The sequence below is a fragment of the Asticcacaulis sp. AND118 genome (genome assembly GCF_020535245.1).
Classification (GTDB): domain Bacteria; phylum Pseudomonadota; class Alphaproteobacteria; order Caulobacterales; family Caulobacteraceae; genus Asticcacaulis.
Genome location: NZ_CP084910.1, coordinates 100,524 through 118,158, shown reverse-complemented (window position 1 = coordinate 118,158; position 17,635 = coordinate 100,524). Strand labels below are relative to the sequence as shown.

Below are 17,635 nucleotides of genomic sequence, written 5' to 3'. Positions count from 1 at the left end.
ACCCCACGCCTTTCTTTCATTTGTAACTTTTGACTTTTCGCAAGATTTGCCTGCTATAGCGGGACAAAACTCTGGAATGCGCTTGTGCCCGATACGACCTTTTTCGACCCGTCCCATTACGTTCTGATCATCAAGTGCCCGGACACGCGCGGTATCGTCGCGGCGGTATCGGGTTATCTGAACGACAACGACATCTCGATCGTAGAGTCGAACCAGTTCAACGATTCCCAAGGCGACATGTTCTATGTGCGCGTGGTTTTCAAGCAGGCCGGTCCGCGCATGCCGCCCATGTCGATCCTGCGTGAAGGGTTCAAGCCCATCGCCCACCGTTTCAGCATGGAATGGGACATCCATAATCTGAGCGTGCGGCCGCGCGTCATCATCGCCGTGTCGAAGTTCGGCCATTGCCTGTACGAACTGCTGCACCGCTGGCGGGCAGGATTGCTGCCGGTGGAAATCGCCGCTGTGATGTCTAACCACGAAGATATGCGTTCGTTCGTCGAATGGAACGGCCTGCCCTATGTGCATCTGCCCATCACCAAGGATACGAAGGCCGGGCAGGAGGTGCAGTTCCTCGGTCTGATCGATGAGCACAAGGCCGATCTGGTTGTTTTGGCGCGCTACATGCAGATTCTGTCGGACGACCTCAGCCGCCAACTGGAAGGCCGCTGCATCAATATCCACCATTCCTTCCTGCCGTCGTTCAAAGGCGCCAAGCCCTATCATCAGGCGCATCAGCGCGGGGTGAAGATCATCGGCGCGACGGCGCACTATGTGACGTCGGACCTCGACGAAGGCCCGATCATCGAGCAGGACGTGCAGCGGGTGCACCACGGCCTGACGCCGGAACAACTGGTGGCGATCGGTCAGGATATCGAAGCCCGCGTTCTGGCCCGCGCCGTGACCTGGCACGCCGAACGCCGCGTCATTATCAATGGCGGCAAGACGATCGTCTTTAGCTGATTTGGCACTTGCGGAAGTAAGGGCTGCGTTGCACAGTCGCGCCCTCTTTTGGGGACAATGACATGCCGCCAGCCGCCAAACGGAAACGGTCGAAGACGCCCGCCTCAAACCTGTATATCGTGCAGTATGCCGAGGTGACGGGCGTCGGCATGGGCCGTCTCAGCGACGGCGCGCACTATCTGACGCAACGCGGGTTGGCGCGGTTGTGCGGCGTGCAAAACGCGCACATCGGGACCATCAGCCGCGACTGGGGCAGCGACAAACCACGCATCCGGGCCATCAAGGCGCGCCTGTCGGGTATGAACGAGGAACGGGCCGCCGCCCATTCGGTACTGACCTATCAGGGCCGCCGCCAATATTGCTACGACGTGGCGGTGTGTCAGGCTATACTCAGCTATTATGCCCACGATGCGGGCCGGCATGTGCAGGACGAGGCAGCGTCGCACGTCTATGACGGGGCCGGGTTGAACGCCTATATCGCCCATGCGCTTGACGGTTTTGTGGCGCCGGTCGAGGCTGCGCCGATCCGCTTTCAGCCGGTTATGGACGAAGCGCCGGCCACCGAAGATGCGCCCCACGCATACGATATGCACGACGCCATTTCGCGCATGGTCATGGCCTACTACCAACTGTCGTTCGCCATGGCGCAGGCCTATGTCAACTGGCTGCGGGCGCTGATGGAAGCGGCGGCGTGGAACCGACTGGGGCTGTACGTGCCGCTGAACGCCTTTATTTCGCGCGGCTGAACGGGATTTTGAGCGTAAGGTAGGTCGCCCGCGCTCAAGAGCGAAGCGTTAGCGCAGACAAAAAGCGGCGACTTAGCTCTGCTTTTTGAAAGGTACTTTGACGGTTAAGTAGGTCGCCCGCGCTCAAAGAGCGAAGCGTTAGCGCAGACAAAAAAGCGGCGACTTAGCTCTGCTTTTTGAAGGGTACTTTGACGGTTAAGTAGGTCGCCCGCGCTCAAAGAGCGAAGCGTTAGCGCAGACAAAAAGCGGCGACTTAGCTCTGTTTTTTGAAAGGTACTTTGACGGTTAAGTAGGTCGCCGCCCGCCACACCCATTCCAGCGGGCCGTAATGGAAGCGCTTGAACCACAGATGCGCCAACAGCATCTGCGCGGCGAAGGCCGCCAGACCGATCAGCACGGCTTCCGACTGGCTCATCGTGGCGTGCAGCCCGAGGCCGAAGCTGTAAAAAACCGGCACGAAGACCAGCGATTGCCCCACATAGAGGCTGAGCGTCATGCGACCGGGGGCGGCGAAGGCGTTCAGCAGGCGATGCAGCGGACCATAATAGAGGCTCAGAAACCCGAACATCAGGGTCAGCATGATGCTGAGGTCGGTCAGGCTGGACCAGATGCCGCGCCACAGGGCATTGGGCATCCGCGCCGTCTCGCTCGTCGGGATCAGGCTGCTGATCAGACCCTGACTGTGCCACAGGATAAGGGCGGCTATCAGCGATACGCCCAAGCCGATCATGCGCGCCCGCCCGAAGCGTTCCGGCTGACTGAAAAAGCCGATACGCCCCAGACACAAGCCGATCAGGGACAGACCGAGTATCTGGCTCAGGCGCCCGGACTCGTACATGAACATCCATTTCAACGGGTGTCCGACCACCCAGTTCATGCGAATGGTCTCGATCAGGCTCTTTCCTGTCAGATGCGCTTCGGGGACCGTGCCGCCCCAGTAACCGAACGGACGATTGGCCCATTCGGCCCCGCTCAAGGCGGCCCCAAGCTGAATCCACATCTGGGGCTGAAGCAGACAGATTACGCCGATGGCCGCGATCAGGGTGGTGGATTTCAGGCGATAGAAGGGCAGCAGCAGCAGGCCCATAACCGCCAGCACCTCCAGTATCTCGCCGCGATACCACAGGCCATGCAGCAAACCTATGATCAAAAGCACCGTCAGCCGCCACAGAAAGCGCCCGGTGAAATCGACACCCTTACGGGCCGAATTGTCCATGATAATGAAGAAGGAGACGCCGAAGCACAGGGCCATCAGCGCAAACGCCTTGCCGCCGAACAGGGTGAAGACGACATTGTGCCAGAGGAGTTGCGCCGGATCGGTGACCGGATGCGCCCAGTAAAGCTCGAACAGTTCCGGCATGTGCACCATGAACAGGCCGAACAGGGCAAAGCCGCGCAGAGCGTCAAGCCCCTCCAGACGCTGCGGCGTCGGGGGGACGGTCTTTAAAGTGGCCGCCATAATGTCTCTCCCTGAAGAGCCTGTACTTTTCCGTACCTTGTCGAGCGGACTATAGACAACGTTATCAGGCGCTGGCAAGCGCGCGTCAGGCGTGCAGAATCTCATGGAAAATCCGTCAAAAAGGCTTATAGGGGGCGGATGAAAAGACACTCCGACAAAACCCGCGGCCATAAGGCCGAAGCTCAGGGACCGACCCAGCGCCAGTTGCGCGCGGGCGAACTGGTTCGCCACGCGCTGGTCGAAATCCTGCGCGAGGAAGAGCTGCACGACGAAGCCCTGCAAGGGGTTTCGATCACCGTTACCGAGGTCCGCTGCTCGCCGGACTTGCGCCACGCCACCGTTTTCGTCGAACCGCTGGGCGCGGGGCTGGGCGGGGTGACGATCCCCAGGGAAAAGATCGCGCCGGCGATCGAGGCGCTGAACCGTCATGCCAAATTCATGCGCGGGATTCTGGGTCGCATGATCGATATGAAGTTCACGCCGGACCTGCGTTTCCTGCACGACGAAAGTTTCAACGAAGCGGCGCGCATCGACGCCCTGTTCATGCGTCCGGATGTGGCCAGAGACCTGAGAAGCGACCTGCGTCATGACGACGAGCACGAGGACTAGGTGGCACGCAAGAAAAAAGGCGATCTCGTCAACGGCTGGATCTGTCTGGACAAACCTCTGGGCATGGGCTCGACCCAGGCCGTCAGCTTCGTCCGTCGTCTGTTCAATGCGCAAAAGGCCGGCCACGCCGGTACGCTCGATCCCATGGCTTCGGGCATCCTGCCGATTGCGCTGGGCGAGGCGACCAAGACCGTTCCCTATCTGATGGAAGCCGACAAGGTCTATCGTTTCACCGTGCGTTGGGGGCAGCGCACGGCCAGCTACGACCTTGAAGGCGAGGTGCTGGAAGAGAATGCTCTGCGCCCGACTGAGGCCGAAATCCGCGAAATGCTGCCTGTCTTCATCGGCGAGATCGAACAGGTTCCGCCGGCCTTTTCGGCGATCAAGGTCGATGGCCAGCGCGCCTACGATCTGGCGCGCGACGGGGTCGAGGTTGAACTGGAAGCGCGGATGGTTCTCGTCCACGATCTGACGCTGGAGCGCATCATCAGCGCGGACGAGGCCGAGTTCCGGCTGCATTGCGGCAAAGGCACCTATGTGCGGGCCATTGCGCGCGACATCGCGCTCGAACTGGGCGTGCTGGGGGTGGTCAGCGCGCTGCGCCGCGAACGCGTCGGCGGGTTCGACATTAATTTATCCGCAGGGGTGGAAAAACTCGAAGATTTGAGGCATAGAGACGCCGCTTTGGACGCTTTGCTTACCGTCGAGACCGCGCTGGACGACATCCCGGCCCTGCCTGTGACGCAAGACGAGGCCTCAAGGCTCAAACAGGGCCGCGAAATCACCCTGTCCTTCTCCCGCACGGAAACGGCGGAAGACGCTCTGAAAATCCGGTCACAATCGGGAAAATCGGAGCACGGGCGTACCCTTTGGGCGCACCGGGACGGACAGATTGTCGCTCTGGGTGAACTGCGTCTGGGGCAATTCCACCCCACGCGCCTCATAAACCTCTAACCTTGCGGGCCCGGCCCGTGAAAGGAGACCCCGATGTCGATCACTGTCGAGCGTAAAGCCGAACTGATCAAAACCCACGCCCGTTCGGAAAACGATACGGGTGGGGCCGAAGTCCAGATCTCGATCCTCTCCGAGCGTATCGCCAATCTGACCGAACACTTCAAGACTCACAAGAAAGACAACCACAGCCGTCGCGGCCTCCTGAAAATGGTTTCGCAGCGCCGTCGTCTTCTTGACTACCTCAAGAGCCGTGATGCCGATCGCTATCAGGCGATCATCGAGACCCTGGGTCTGCGTCGCTAATCTTGCTAAAACGTCAGGGCCTGACACAAGGTGTCAGGCCCTGATCGTATCTGCGGCCTCGCCCCGCACGCGAAAACCGCGAAACCGGCGAGCCACAACGGCGAAATAGTTTGCCGTTCCAAACAGGGTCCGGGTCACGAACGGTCCGCACCCTTTCAGATCCAAGCCCGGCAGGAATGGGCCTGCGGGTGAGAGAAAGACAAAATATGTTCGATATCAAAAGAAAATCCATCGATTGGGCCGGCCGCAAGCTGACGCTCGAAACCGGCCGCATCGCCCGTCAGGCCGACGCCGCCGTGCTGGCGACCTACGGTGAAACGACCGTGCTGGCTACCGTCGTCTATGCCCGCGCGCCGAAGCCGGGTCAGGATTTCTTCCCCCTGACGGTCAACTATCAGGAAAAGACCTTCGCCGCCGGCAAGATTCCGGGCGGCTATTTCAAGCGTGAGGGCCGCCCTTCGGAAAAGGAAACCCTCGTTTCGCGCCTGATCGACCGTCCGATCCGTCCGCTGTTCGTCAAGGGCTTCAAGAACGAAGTTCAGGTCGTCGTGACCGTGCTCTCGCACGACATGGAAAACGATCCGGACATTCTCGGCATGGTGGCCGCCTCCGCCGCTCTGACCCTGTCGGGCGTGCCGTTCATGGGCCCCATCGGCGGCGCCCGCGTCGGCATCATCAATGACGAATTCGTCCTGAACCCCACGCTTGATCAGGTCAAGGAATCCTCGCTCGACCTCGTGGTCGCCGGCACGCAGGACGCCCTGATGATGGTCGAGTCCGAAGCGCAGGAACTGAGCGAAGACAAGATGCTGGGCGCGCTGATGTTCGCCCATGCCGGCATGCAGCCGGTCATCGACGCCATCATCGAGCTGGCCGAACACGCCGCCAAGGAACCCTTTGAATTCGAAGCCGAAGACTTCTCGGACGTCGTGGCCAAGATCAAGGGTCTGGTCGGTCCGGACATCATCCAGGCCTATACCCACAAGGGCAAGCACGAGCGCCACGCCGCCGTCGGCGACGCCAAGAAGAAGGCTGCGGCCGTCCTCGTGAAGTCGGAAGAGAACCCGGAAGGCGTCGAGCCCGCCGTGTTCGGTTCGGCTTTCAAGGAATGCGAAGCCGACGTTCTGCGTCGCGACATCATCGATCACGGCAAGCGCGTTGACGGCCGTGCCGTCGACAAGGTGCGTCAGATCGTGTCGGAAGTCGGCATCCTGCCGCGCACCCACGGTTCGGCCCTGTTTACCCGCGGTGAAACCCAGGCCCTGGTCGTGGCCACGCTGGGCACCGGCGAAGACGAGCAGTTCATCGACGCGCTGGAAGGCACGTACAAGGAAAAGTTCCTGCTGCACTACAACTTCCCTCCGTACTCGGTAGGTGAAGCGGGTCGCATGGGTTCGCCGGGTCGCCGCGAAATCGGCCACGGCAAGCTGGCCTGGCGCGCCATCCGTCCGATGCTGCCGTCGGCGGAAGAGTTCCCCTACACCCTGCGCGTCGTCTCGGAAATCACCGAGTCGAACGGCTCGTCCTCGATGGCGACCGTCTGCGGCACCTCGCTGGCCCTGATGGACGCCGGCGTGCCCCTGAAGTCGCCGGTATCGGGTATCGCCATGGGCCTGATCCTCGAAAAGGACGGCTATGCGGTTCTGTCGGACATCCTGGGTGACGAAGATCACCTCGGCGACATGGACTTCAAGGTCGCGGGCACCGCCAACGGCATCACCTCGCTGCAGATGGACATCAAGGTCCCCGGCATCACCGAGGAGATCATGACCAAGGCGCTGCGTCAGGCCAATGAAGGCCGTCTGCACATCCTCGGTGAAATGAACAAGGCCATCTCGGGCGCTCGCGAAGAACTGGGCGAGTTCGCGCCGAAGATCGAAACGATCAAGATCCCGACCGACAAGATCCGTGAAGTCATCGGTTCGGGCGGCAAGGTCATCCGCGAAATCGTGGAAAAGACCGGCGCCAAGATCGACATCGGCGAAGACGGCACCATCAAGATCGCCGCTTCGGAACAGTCGAAGATCGACGCTGCGCGCGACTGGATCAAGTCCATTGCCTCGGAGCCGGAAGTCGGCGCCATCTACAAGGGCAAGGTCGTGAAGGTCGTCGATTTCGGCGCGTTCGTGAACTTCTTCGGCGCCAAGGACGGCCTCGTCCACATCTCGCAGATCAAGAACGAAAAGGTCGCCAAGACCTCGGACGTCCTGAACGAAGGCGACGAAGTGAAGGTGAAGTTCCTAGGCCTCGACGATCGCGGCAAGACCAAGCTGTCGATGAAGGTCGTCGATCAGGAAACCGGCGAAGACCTGACCGAAAAGCTGGCGGCCGAAAAGGCGGCTCGCGACGAGGCCCGTGCGGCTTCGGGCGAGGCTCCGGAAGCCGATGGCGACGAAGGTGGCGAAGAGCGTTCGGGCGGTGACCGTCCGCGCCGTTCGCGTCGTCCCCGCCGCGACTAACGCTTGTGTTTTTGGGTGAAGGGGTCGATGACCCCTTCATCTTTTAAGCCCATAAAAAAGGCGGTCCCGCTTGGGCCGCCTTTTATTTTTGAGTGAAGACGAAGGGGTCACAGACCCCTTCACCCGATAACCACAAAGCGTTAAAGCTACCTCTATGCACACACTCGCCGACCAAATCCTCGACCGTGGCGCTATCCTGCGTCTGGCCCATAAGGGTGAGCCTGTGCGTTTGGTGGGGTGCGAGGCGGAGGGGCTGGACCTCAGCGATTTTATTCTGAACGGCTGGATGTTCGAGGACTGCATCCTGCGCAAGACGAAGTTTCGCGGGGCGAAGCTGGAGCAGGCGCAATTCATCTCCTGCAAGGGCGGTCAGGCCGATTTTACCTCCGCCGACCTGACCGAGGCCCAGTTTACCGGCTGCGATTTCAACAATACGCCGTTCAAGGGCTCAGGGTTGGCGCAGGCGCGATTTCTACGCTGCAAGCTGACCGGCGCGGACTTCACCCATAGCCGAAATATGGATGCGGTATTCGAGGATTGCCGCCTCAACGATGCGCGCCTGAAAAGCTTTGCCTTCGTCAGGCAGACGCTGAAATCGCTCGATCTGACCAATGCCGATCTTCAGGGTTGCGACTTTCGGCAGGCGGTGTTCGAAGAGTGCTCCTTGCGTGACGCCATGCTCGACCATGCCCGTTTCGAAGGGGCGGACCTGCGCGGAACGGACATCGGCGGCGTGCGTCTGGAGGACGCCCGGCGGTTCAAGGGTGCGACGATTTCGCGGTCGCAAGCGGCGGAACTGCTTTCTGAACTTGGGTTGAAAGTGCGATAAATTCGCCGCAGTCCCTCTTATTTCCGCTTTGCAACATTTTGGCCTGTCACTGCCCGTGGCGGGCCCATTTGTCTGGCAAGTCCTTATTCAGCAAAGGCTCACAATTCGCTCATGCTGCCCATATCCCGCCGCATTATAGACGAGGGGCCGACGCAAGCCCTTGCATTACAAAACCTTAAGAGGCGCAACCCCCGGCAAGACCGCTAAGAGACCCCATGCCTAAGACCGCCGGAATGTGTGTGCGGCGGCGCTTCGACCCCGAAATAACGACCCAGAGAGCACCGACATGTCCTCCCCCAAATACCGTATACGCGCCACGGCCAGCCTGAGCGTCCTGGCCTCCCTGTTGCTGGCTTCCGCCGCGGCGGCGCAAACCGCGCCGGCTGCCGAAAAGCCGGCTGAGAAAACCGAAGAACCGACCACGGTGACGGTCACGGGGGCCAAGGCCCAGAACCGTATCGACCGTCAGGTTTATGACAACACCAAGAATGCCGACACGGCTACCGGTTCGGCGGCGGATGCGCTGAACAAGGTGCCGTCGGTGACGGTCGACGCCAACGGCAATGTCGCCCTGCGCGGCAATACGAACGTTCAGGTCTATATCGACGGCAAGCCCTCGGCCATGATGCAGGGCGATAACCGCGCGGGTGCCATTCAGGCCATGTCGGGCGGCGATATCTCCTCGGTCGAGGTCATCAACAATCCCGGCGCGCAGTTCTCTTCCGAAGGGTCGGGCGGCATCATCAATCTGGTGATGAAGAAGAACCGCAAGCCGGGCGGTTACGGTTCGGTGACGGCTTCGGTCGGTTCGTCCGGCCGCTATAACGGCAATGTGTCGGGCAGCTATACCGCGGGCAAGGTGTCTTATAACGGTGGCATGAGCTATCGCGTCGACAGCCGCGAGAACCGCTTCCTGCGCACCATGAAATCGCTCGACGCCAATGGCAATCCGACTTCGCTGACCCAGTCCGAAACCTTCGGTGACGGCAAGATGAAGGCCTTCTCGACCAATGGCGGCGTCGACTACAATCTCGATGATCAGAATACGCTGAGCGCGGCGCTGTCCTATTTCCGCCGCGAACTCGACGCCACCGGCACGGGCAATACCGCGACCTATAATGCCGCCGGTGCGGCGACCCGCTTCTATAGCGGCGCCTCCACGCTGAACCAGTTCGGTGAGGACAGCAGTCTGGCCCTGACCTGGAGCCATACCGGCGATCAGCCGGGCGAAACGCTGAAAACCGATCTGCGCCTCAGCCGTTCGCGCGGCGATAACGCGCAGACCAATATCTACACCTATACACGCCCGACCTCGACCATAACAAGCGACGCTAAATATTCGTCGCGTGATCTGAAAAGCGCGGTGTTCAGCGTCGATTACAACACCCCCATCGGTCAGGACCAGTTGTCGGTCGGCACGCAGATCACCCGCGACGACAACGCGCTGGACAATGTTTCGACCGGCGTGACCGATCTCGGCAACACGGCGCTGACCAACAGCTTCGAGTACAAGCAACTGCTGACCGCGGCCTATGTCACCTATCAGAGGCCGTTCGGCGACAAGTGGGTGGTGCTGGCCGGCATCCGTGCGGAAAACCTCGATCTCGACACCTATCAGGTCGATACCGGCACGCGCGGCAGCCTGAACTACACCAAGTACAGCCCCAGCCTGTTTGCGACCTATCTGCTGTCGTCGGAGGCCAAGTTGCGCTTCTCCTATGCGCGCCGCCTGCAGCGTCCGAACCCGCAATCGCTCAATCCTGCGCTCAGCTATACCGACGCGCAGAACGTCAGCCAGGGCAATCCGAACCTCAAGCCGCAGACGACGGACTCGTTCGAGGTCGGTTATGAGGTGACCAAGCCGATCCTCAACTATCAAATCCGCGCCTACTATCGTCAGAACGAAGACGTCATCACTCAGACGAGCCGCTTTATCGCCAACGACGTCTTGCTGACGTCTCAGGAAAACGGCGGTTCGGGTAAGTCCGGCGGGATCGAGTTCAACCTGCAGGCCCCGCTGTCGAAGAAGCTGATGGTGCAGACGGGCGGCAATCTGGCCTATACCGAGCTGACGACGCCGCAGGTCGGCACGCAGGATGCGACCTCGCTGAGCGGTCGCCTCAATGTGAGCTATCAGGCCACGGCCAAGGATACGCTGCAATTCAACTTCTTCACTTCGGGCAAGCAGTTGACGGGGCAGGGTTATACCGAGCCTTTCGCCATGGGCAACCTGTCTTATTCGCACAAGCTGACGCCGAAGCTGACGGTGGTGGTGAATGTCGCCGACCCGCTGCGTACGGGTAAGACGGTGACCTACACCTCGACCAAGACGGTCTATTCGGAATCGAAGCGGGCAATGGAAGCGCCGGTCTTCTATCTGGCTTTGCGCTACAATTTCGGGGGCGCGGCCCCGGCCAATGCGCAGCAAAACCAGATGCGCATGGGACCGGGCGGTCCGGGCATGGGTCCGCGTCCGGGCGGGATGTAACTCTGATGGAACGGGATGAAGGGGTCGTGACCCCCTCATCTTTAAGACAATAAAAAAGGCGTCCCCTTATCGGGACGCCTTTTTTATTGTTCTAAGGCGAGGGGCCTTGGGCCCCTCGACCCCGTAACTATCAGAGTTACTTTGGCACCACGCGCACGATGCGCCCTTCCGGATTGTCGAAAGCGACATACAGCGCGCCATCCGGTCCCTGCACCACATCGCGGATGCGCTCGTTAAAGCTGGTCAGGAGTTTCTCCTCCTTCACCGCCTTGCCGTCGTCCAGTGTGATCATGCCGAGATATTTGAACTTCAGCGAGGCGACGAAGACCTTGCCCTGCCAGGCCTTGTGCGGGCCGTTATAGAAGACCATGTTGCCCGGCGCCATCGACGGCGTCCAGTAATAGAGCGGTTGTTCCAGCCCGTCCCTGGCCGTTTCGCCGATCTTGCCGCCGCCATATTCCTCGCCATAGGTGATGACCGGCCAGCCGTAATTCTTGCCCGGCTTGACGATATTAATCTCGTCACCGCCCTGCGGCCCGTGCTCGTTGGTCCACAGATCGCCGGTTTCCGGATGGACGAAGGCGCCCTGCTGGTTGCGGTGGCCAAGGCTCCAGATTTCCGGCTTTGCCCCGGCGGTCTTCACGAAGGGGTTGTCTTCGGGGATCGAGCCGTCCGGACGGATGCGCAGCGTCTTGCCGATCGTGGTGTCGAGGCGCTGAACCAGAGGCCGCTGATTGGCGCGGTCGCCGACCGTGATGAACAGGTACTGCCCGTCCTTGGAGAAGACGATGCGCGACCCCCAGTGGTTGGGGCTTTCGACCTTGGGCGTCTGACGCCAGATGACCTGAAGCCCGGTGATGGCCGAACCGTCCAGCTTGCCGCGCGCCACCGCCGTGCCGGCCGTATCGTTTTCGCCCTCTTCGGAGAAGCTGAAATAGACGAGGCTGTTTTCAGCAAACTTCGGATCGACGGCGACGCCCAGAAGACCGGCCTGACCGTAATCGACGACGGTGGGACCGCCGGAAATGGTCTGAACGCTCTTACCGTCCTTGCTGATCAGCTTGATCCCGCCGGCCTTCTCTGTGGCCAGCAGCCGCCCGTCGGGCAGGAAGGCGATGCCCCAGGGCTGTTCGATGCCCTCAGCAAAAACGGCCGCCTCATAGGCGTTCGACTCGGCAGCGGGTTTGCTGGCCGTCTGGGCGCAGGCGGGGATGCTCAGGAGCAGGGTCAGGCTCAGACCGGTGAGCATCAGGTCTCGGCGTTTCATCAGGGCCTCTTTTTGCGGGTATTCCAAGACATTATCACTGCGCGGAGAAGCTGCTAGTTAAAAGTCGATTGCATAACCACATATCGAATCAGTGTCTCTTCTGCACCTAATTTGATTTTTTTATCTGCACGCGCGTAAAAGAGTTAAAACGTTCCCTTTTTGTTCGATTGACTCTTGCAAATTATGCGAGAAGCACTATTATACGACTCGGCGAGCAAGCGCTGGACTTAAACTCCGAGTTGCCTTATGGCGGCAGCATCCATTGCGATGTGAATCAGGAGCCAGGGGCTCGCCACCCTATTTCAATTGAAGTAAAAACTTACGACGCTCATCGCAGATTGGGTTTCTCCCTAATGGTGGAATTAGGGTTACACCGAAATTTAACAATCTTCCTTTTGATTTGATGTACTTGCCTTGCAAGATATTAGCATATCTCGGTTCAAAATTTCCATAAGCGTTAGGCTCCAGCGCACAGAACATCGCACTTGTGATAACGTCTGCGACTTGCAAGCCGGCTCTTTTGGAGTGGTTTTCAACTTCAATAGAATCTATGTCTAAAACTGACCAATCTATTTTATAATTTGAGAATATTTTTTCCTTCCCATCTCTAATCAATGCAAGATATTCTTTCATTGTTTGATAATTAGTGCCGCCTCTTCGAGAAAAAACAATTTTTAATGCACAAGAATTAGAACCCGATTTTTTGGCCGCTTCTGCACAAGCGCTAGTAACGCGCTCTAACAAAAATCTCACCATATAATTATATAGATGTTGTGGTTTTTTAAAAATTTCCCTTTTTTGATGTTCTGCAATCGTGATCTTATTTGATGCAACAACACATACACCGATTTTTTTGCCCGATAAAATTTGACATGCTACAACTTTTTGATCGTGTTTGAGATTTCTAAAGTGAAGGTCTCTCATCTTGCTCCCATGAAAGCTGGACAAAATCTCATCCCGCCATTTGGGTAAAAGCAGATCGTTTTCTGCGCGCACGATGCAAGCGCCCAAAAGAAACCAAGCAGATTGGCCGCTTGCGCCGGGGCGGGCTTTCAGTTTGCCAAAACCTTCGTCACCAGCTTCATCTATGTAGGCAATAAATGTAGGCTTATTCAAAAATAGACCCTAGCGTGTATTTTTGAATTGAACTCAAAAGAGTTTTGTTGCCTACGTCAAGAAAAAACCCCGTCGGACGAACCGGCGGGGTTTTCAATTCTCGCTTCAAACGATGGCTTAGCCTTCGGTCGAACCGTTGGCCATCTGGGCGCGCAGTTCGTCGCCCTTCGAGCCGCGGGTCGAGTTTTGCGAACGCTCGACGATGCGCGCCGACTTACCGCGACGGTCGCGCAGGTAGTACAGCTTGGCGCGACGGACGACGCCGCGACGCTTGACTTCGATCGAGTCGATGTTCGGCGACAGGATCGGGAACTTACGCTCCACGCCTTCGCCGAAGGAAATCTTGCGGACGGTGAAGGTTTCGTTGATGCCCGTGCCGGCGCGGGCGATCACGACGCCCTCATAGGCCTGAACGCGCTCACGGTCGCCTTCCTTGATCTTCACGTTGACGCGGACGGTGTCGCCCGGTTGGAAAGCCGGAAAGGTCTTGTCGCCCTTAAGCTTGGCGACTTCTTCGGCCTCGATCTGCTGAAGCAGGTTCATGTCTGTATCCTTAATGTTGAGGCTTACTCCGGTTTCGGAGCGCCTTTTGCCTGTAATTTGGAAAGATACGCCGCCCAGAGATCCGGTCTGCGTTCCTTCGTGGTGGCCTCTCTTTGTTTCTGCTTCCACACGGCCATCTTCTTGTGATCGCCGGATAGAAGCACTTCGGGGATGTCGAGGCCCTCGAACGTCCGCGGTCGCGTGTACTGCGGGTGTTCGAGGAGACCATCCTCAAAACTCTCGGTGTCGAGACTTTCGGCGGCCCCGAGAACACCGGGAATGAGCCGCACGACCGCCTCTATGGTAACCATCGCCGCCGCCTCTCCGCCCGCAAGGACGGCGTCGCCGACGCTGATCTCTTCGAAACCGCGCGCATCCAGCACGCGCTGATCGACGCCTTCGAAACGACCGCACAAGACGATCAGGCCCGAAGCCTTCGACCATTCCCTGACCTTGTCCTGCGTGAGCCGCCGTCCACGGGCGCTCATATAGACTTTCGGCCGGTCATCAGCGCCTAAACTGTCTAATGCCTTGGCGATAACATCGGCCTTCAGCACCTGACCCGGACCGCCCCCGGCAGGGGTGTCGTCGAGAAAGCCGCGCTTATCGCTCGAAAATGTCCGAATGTCCACAGGCTCAAGCGCCCAAAGCTGAGATTCTTTGCTGGCATTCCCCAGAACGGACACGCCCAGGGGGCCGGGGAAGGCCTCCGGGAACATGGTCAGCACGGACACGCGGTAGGGCGTGGCCGGAGTCTGAGGTGAATTTGTCTCAGGTGAAATTTCGGACGGTTCGGTCATAGGGGCGGGGCCTTAGCACAGATGCCCGGTCCCGCAAAGCCTATCGGCGGAAGCGCAGGGTCAGGCCGATGGTGCGCGGCTGACCCAGAAAGGCGTTGAAAGTGCCCGACTGAAGCGGCGCGCCGAAGACCACCTGATAATAGGTCTCGTCCGTCAGGTTGGTGGCCCACAGGTCCAGCGCCACCGTCTCGTCGCGATTGGCGAGGCTCAGGCGGCCGTTCATCAACGTATAGGCACCCTGAATCTTGATCGGAGCGAGGTCTGAGCCCGTATTATAGTCGGAATTGTAGCGGGCATCGATGGCGGCCCCGACAGTCATCCCGCGCCATTCGCGGCGGTAATCGGCCTGAAGCGTCGCCGACCATTTGGGAGCAAAAGAGGCGCGCGCGTCCGTCAGGCGCGGCAGGCCGGGCACCATTTCCGGACCGAACTGGCTTTCGGCCCAGGTCACACCGCTGACCAGACGCAGGCCGTTCTTCAGCGTGATGCGCGTTTCGGTTTCCACCCCGCGCGAGGTCAGTTCCGGCACGGAGGTGACGAGGAAGGTCGCGCCCAGGAAGGTGTTGAGCTGAAAATCGCGGAACGCCTGATGGAAGGCGGCGGCGTCGAAGGCCACGCGGCCGTTGAACCAGCGGCCCTTCAGCCCAACCTCATAGGCGGTGACGGTTTCCGGCTTGAACGAGGTATCGCGATCGGCGGCGTAGGTGCTTGTCTGTTCGCGGTCGAGGTTGAAACCGCCACCCTTCCAGCCGCGCGCCACCGAGGCGTAGGTCATGACCGACGCGGTCGTCTGCCAGCTCAGCTTGAAAGTGCCGGTCACCGCATCGTCCGACAGCTTCTGCGTCATGTCGAGACCGTTGAAGGCCGGGTTGGAGAAGGACTGACACAGGGTGCCGAGGCCGGCCGATTTAAGACCCTGCGCCGCCGCGCAGCCTACGCCGCCATCGGTATTTCTGTAGGCGGAATCGAGCGTCTTGGTCTGACGGTTGAGGCGCACGCCGACAATCGCCGACACGTCCGGCGTCAGTTCCCAGTCCAGATTGGCGAACAGGGCGGCGTTGCGCTCGGTCTGACGGTGGATGTCGCGCGCCCCGCCGCCATCCGGATAGGCCACGCCCGCCGTCAGCCCGGTCAGGCTCGTCAGGCTGGTGGTCGACGCACCGCCCGACAGCAGCAGGCTGAGGTAGGACTCGTAATCCTCGCCATAGACGTAGGAGTCGCGACGGGTCAGCTTTTCCGAAGACAGGTAAAGCCCGGTCAGCCAGTCGAGCGGCCCGTTGCGCCCCGACAAGCGGAACTCCTGGCTCAGCGTGTCGAAGCGCGTGCCGAAATCGTCGGGATTGCGGTAATAGATGTCGGCGCCGGAGAAGTCCGCGTCGTAGCCCTGACGATGATCGAAGCGCCGCGCAGCGGTCAGGCTGGTCAGGGTCGCGCCGTTGTCGAGACGCCAGTTGATCTCGCCCGAAACGCCGCCGTCCTTGATATGCTGAGCCGTCGAGCGGTTGCTGAAGGCGTGGCGGCTGTCGACATCGGCCTTGGTGGCCACGCCCTGGCCCGACGCCAGACCGTTGAGCCACGGCGCGCTCAGGCCGACCTGAACCGCCGTGCCCGTGCAGCAGTTTTCGTCGCGCGCCGTATAGTCGGCGATCAGTCTGACTTTGAGGCGATCGGAGTCCATGAACAGCAACTGACCGCGCACGGAATCGTAGTTCTGATCGCCGTCGCGGCTTTCGCTGCGCGGGCCGACGCCGGTATCGACGCGGTACTGGCCTTCGCGCTGGCGGTGGACGAGGGAGAGCGACCCGGCCAGCTTCTCGGCCAGTGGTCCTGAGACGTAGGCGGTGGCGGCAAAGGTGCCGCGCTCGCCCGCCGTCAGCTCATAAACCTGTTCCGGCGTGAAGCGCGGGGCCTGGGTCACGGCCTGAATGACGCCGGCGGAAGCCCCCTTGCCGAACAGGCTGGTTTGCGGGCCCTTGAGGATTTCGACGCGCTCGACCATGCCCAGATCGCTCATCGCCGTGGCCGTGCGGGCGCGCACCACGCCGTCGATGACCACGCCCACCGAGGATTCCAGACCCGGATTGTCGCCGACCGTGCCGACGCCGCGCAGGCGGGCCGTGGTCTGGGCTTCATTGGCGGTGGAGGTAATCAGCAGGGACGGCGTCAGCACCTGTGCGTCCCTGAGATCGTAGGCCCCGGCACCGCGCATCTGCTCGCCCGTAATGACGGCCACCGAAATCGGCGCACGCGACAGGGCTTCGGGCTTCTTGCGCGCCGTCACCACGACTTCCGTCACGTCCTGGGCCAGGGCGGGCGCGGCCAGGGTGGCGGCAAAGGTTCCGGCGAGCGCGGTGGCGGTCAGCAGGCGGGCGGCGAGGCAGACAGGCAGGGGGGTAAGCATAGGGGGCCTTGGAGGGTTCCAAATTTGCGCCAAATTATTAGACGACACCCCTTAAATCGTTCAAAAAATAAGCGCAAGTGAATTAAAATTATAGCTCTTAAAGATTCTCGGCCTTGTCCGAGGCGCGACGGAACGGCCCCTTGAAGTCCGGATTACGGCGGCGGCGGCGATCCGGGCCGGTATAGTTGGACGACTTGACCCAGGCGCGTTCGTTGTCGATGACGCTTTTCATGCGATCGATCAGGGCGCGGGCGGTCAACGGCTTGGCTACGAATTCGTTGACCCCGGCATCGCGGGCGGCCAGCACATGCGAACGGTCCGTGTGGCCGGTCATCATGATGATGGGCACATAGGGATGCGGGCTGTCGGAACCGGTGCGGATCAGACGTGTCATTTCGATGCCGTCCAGCGTTTCCATGACCAGATCGGTGATAATGACGTCGGGACGCCAGTCGCGCACGATTTCCAGCGCTTCGGCGCCGTCGGAGGCTTCGCGGATATGGGTGATCCCCATGGCGCGCAACATGGTGCAAACGATAACCCGCATATAGTGGTTATCATCGACGACCAGCGCCAGCACACGCGAAAAAGTACTCACTCAACCCTCACGGCGATTACCCGGTTGTGAATCCTAGGTCCTCACCCTTTACGAAAATATTAAGATTAGCGAAACCTTAATCGGGGTCCTCGTGTCACCG

15 protein-coding genes are annotated in these 17,635 nt (G+C 60.1%); 8 read left to right on the top strand and 7 right to left on the bottom strand.

Features of this window, described 5'->3' with window-relative positions; translation table 11 throughout:
* Window positions 1–84 precede the first annotated feature (84 nt).
* Together purU and LH365_RS00525 are read left to right on the top strand one after the other, a co-directional pair.
* Window positions 85–963 carry a formyltetrahydrofolate deformylase gene (gene purU / locus LH365_RS00530; RefSeq protein ID WP_226744275.1) on the top strand — a complete coding sequence of 293 codons (879 nt, stop codon included), beginning with the start codon at window positions 85–87 and terminating at the stop codon, window positions 961–963.
* A gap of 62 nt (window positions 964–1,025) precedes the next feature.
* The gene (locus tag LH365_RS00525) at window positions 1,026–1,709 is read left to right on the top strand and encodes a hypothetical protein (RefSeq protein ID WP_226744274.1); all 684 of its coding nucleotides are present in this window, start codon (window positions 1,026–1,028) and stop codon (window positions 1,707–1,709) included.
* Window positions 1,710–1,962: 253 nt separating this feature from the next.
* On the opposite strand, the gene LH365_RS00520 is transcribed toward LH365_RS00525, so the two are convergent.
* Window positions 1,963–3,168 (bottom strand): DUF418 domain-containing protein, encoded by a 1,206-nt coding sequence (locus LH365_RS00520; protein ID WP_226744273.1) that lies wholly within the window; start codon window positions 3,166–3,168, stop codon window positions 1,963–1,965.
* A gap of 138 nt (window positions 3,169–3,306) precedes the next feature.
* Between LH365_RS00520 and rbfA the strand changes: the two genes are divergently transcribed.
* The 6 genes from rbfA to LH365_RS00490 all read left to right on the top strand — a co-directional run bounded on the left by rbfA (window position 3,307) and on the right by LH365_RS00490 (window position 10,810).
* The gene (gene rbfA / locus LH365_RS00515) at window positions 3,307–3,777 is read left to right on the top strand and encodes a 30S ribosome-binding factor RbfA (RefSeq protein WP_226744272.1); all 471 of its coding nucleotides are present in this window, start codon (window positions 3,307–3,309) and stop codon (window positions 3,775–3,777) included.
* Window positions 3,778–4,731, top strand: a complete 954-nt coding sequence (truB, locus tag LH365_RS00510) for a tRNA pseudouridine(55) synthase TruB (protein WP_226744271.1) — start codon at window positions 3,778–3,780, stop codon at window positions 4,729–4,731.
* 33 nt (window positions 4,732–4,764) lie between these two features.
* Window positions 4,765–5,034 carry a 30S ribosomal protein S15 gene (gene rpsO, locus LH365_RS00505; RefSeq protein ID WP_226744270.1) on the top strand — a complete coding sequence of 90 codons (270 nt, stop codon included), beginning with the start codon at window positions 4,765–4,767 and terminating at the stop codon, window positions 5,032–5,034.
* A 206-nt stretch (window positions 5,035–5,240) separates the two neighbouring features.
* Window positions 5,241–7,493: a polyribonucleotide nucleotidyltransferase gene (gene pnp, locus LH365_RS00500; RefSeq protein ID WP_226744269.1), complete on the top strand. Its 2,253-nt coding sequence runs from the start codon at window positions 5,241–5,243 to the stop codon at window positions 7,491–7,493.
* A gap of 154 nt (window positions 7,494–7,647) precedes the next feature.
* Complete coding sequence (locus tag LH365_RS00495) at window positions 7,648–8,322, top strand: pentapeptide repeat-containing protein (RefSeq protein WP_226744268.1); 675 nt, start codon at window positions 7,648–7,650, stop codon at window positions 8,320–8,322.
* A gap of 286 nt (window positions 8,323–8,608) precedes the next feature.
* On the top strand, window positions 8,609–10,810 hold the full coding sequence (locus LH365_RS00490) for a TonB-dependent receptor domain-containing protein (RefSeq protein WP_226744267.1): 2,202 nt from the start codon (window positions 8,609–8,611) through the stop codon (window positions 10,808–10,810).
* Between the two features lie 136 nt (window positions 10,811–10,946).
* On the opposite strand, the gene LH365_RS00485 is transcribed toward LH365_RS00490, so the two are convergent.
* The 6 genes from LH365_RS00485 to LH365_RS00460 all read right to left on the bottom strand — a co-directional run bounded on the left by LH365_RS00485 (window position 10,947) and on the right by LH365_RS00460 (window position 17,535).
* A complete protein-coding gene (locus LH365_RS00485) occupies window positions 10,947–12,077 on the bottom strand; it encodes a PQQ-dependent sugar dehydrogenase (protein ID WP_226744266.1) in 1,131 nt (376 codons plus the stop codon).
* A gap of 297 nt (window positions 12,078–12,374) precedes the next feature.
* On the bottom strand, window positions 12,375–13,193 hold the full coding sequence (locus LH365_RS00480) for a DUF3800 domain-containing protein (RefSeq protein WP_226744265.1): 819 nt from the start codon (window positions 13,191–13,193) through the stop codon (window positions 12,375–12,377).
* A 117-nt stretch (window positions 13,194–13,310) separates the two neighbouring features.
* The gene (gene rplS / locus LH365_RS00475) at window positions 13,311–13,736 is read right to left on the bottom strand and encodes a 50S ribosomal protein L19 (RefSeq protein WP_226744264.1); all 426 of its coding nucleotides are present in this window, start codon (window positions 13,734–13,736) and stop codon (window positions 13,311–13,313) included.
* A 23-nt stretch (window positions 13,737–13,759) separates the two neighbouring features.
* On the bottom strand, window positions 13,760–14,536 hold the full coding sequence (gene trmD / locus LH365_RS00470; protein WP_226744263.1) for a tRNA (guanosine(37)-N1)-methyltransferase TrmD: 777 nt from the start codon (window positions 14,534–14,536) through the stop codon (window positions 13,760–13,762).
* Window positions 14,537–14,576: 40 nt separating this feature from the next.
* Window positions 14,577–16,937, bottom strand: a complete 2,361-nt coding sequence (locus LH365_RS00465; RefSeq protein WP_226744262.1) for a TonB-dependent receptor — start codon at window positions 16,935–16,937, stop codon at window positions 14,577–14,579.
* 97 nt (window positions 16,938–17,034) lie between these two features.
* A complete protein-coding gene (locus LH365_RS00460) occupies window positions 17,035–17,535 on the bottom strand; it encodes a response regulator (RefSeq protein WP_226744261.1) in 501 nt (166 codons plus the stop codon).
* Between the last annotated feature and the right edge of the window lie 100 nt (window positions 17,536–17,635).

Excerpts from the sequence above, each read along its gene's own strand:
- LH365_RS00525 (WP_226744274.1), top strand. The coding sequence starts at position 1,026 with ATGCCGCCAGCCGCCAAACGGAAACGGTCGAAGACGCCCGCCTCAAAC.
- LH365_RS00520 (WP_226744273.1), bottom strand. The coding sequence starts at position 3,168 with ATGGCGGCCACTTTAAAGACCGTCCCCCCGACGCCGCAGCGTCTGGAG.
- rbfA (WP_226744272.1), top strand. The coding sequence starts at position 3,307 with ATGAAAAGACACTCCGACAAAACCCGCGGCCATAAGGCCGAAGCTCAG.
- rpsO (WP_226744270.1), top strand. The coding sequence starts at position 4,765 with ATGTCGATCACTGTCGAGCGTAAAGCCGAACTGATCAAAACCCACGCC.
- pnp (WP_226744269.1), top strand. The coding sequence starts at position 5,241 with ATGTTCGATATCAAAAGAAAATCCATCGATTGGGCCGGCCGCAAGCTG.
- LH365_RS00495 (WP_226744268.1), top strand. The coding sequence starts at position 7,648 with ATGCACACACTCGCCGACCAAATCCTCGACCGTGGCGCTATCCTGCGT.
- LH365_RS00490 (WP_226744267.1), top strand. The coding sequence starts at position 8,609 with ATGTCCTCCCCCAAATACCGTATACGCGCCACGGCCAGCCTGAGCGTC.
- LH365_RS00485 (WP_226744266.1), bottom strand. The coding sequence starts at position 12,077 with ATGAAACGCCGAGACCTGATGCTCACCGGTCTGAGCCTGACCCTGCTC.
- rplS (WP_226744264.1), bottom strand. The coding sequence starts at position 13,736 with ATGAACCTGCTTCAGCAGATCGAGGCCGAAGAAGTCGCCAAGCTTAAG.
- trmD (WP_226744263.1), bottom strand. The coding sequence starts at position 14,536 with ATGACCGAACCGTCCGAAATTTCACCTGAGACAAATTCACCTCAGACT.
- LH365_RS00465 (WP_226744262.1), bottom strand. The coding sequence starts at position 16,937 with ATGCTTACCCCCCTGCCTGTCTGCCTCGCCGCCCGCCTGCTGACCGCC.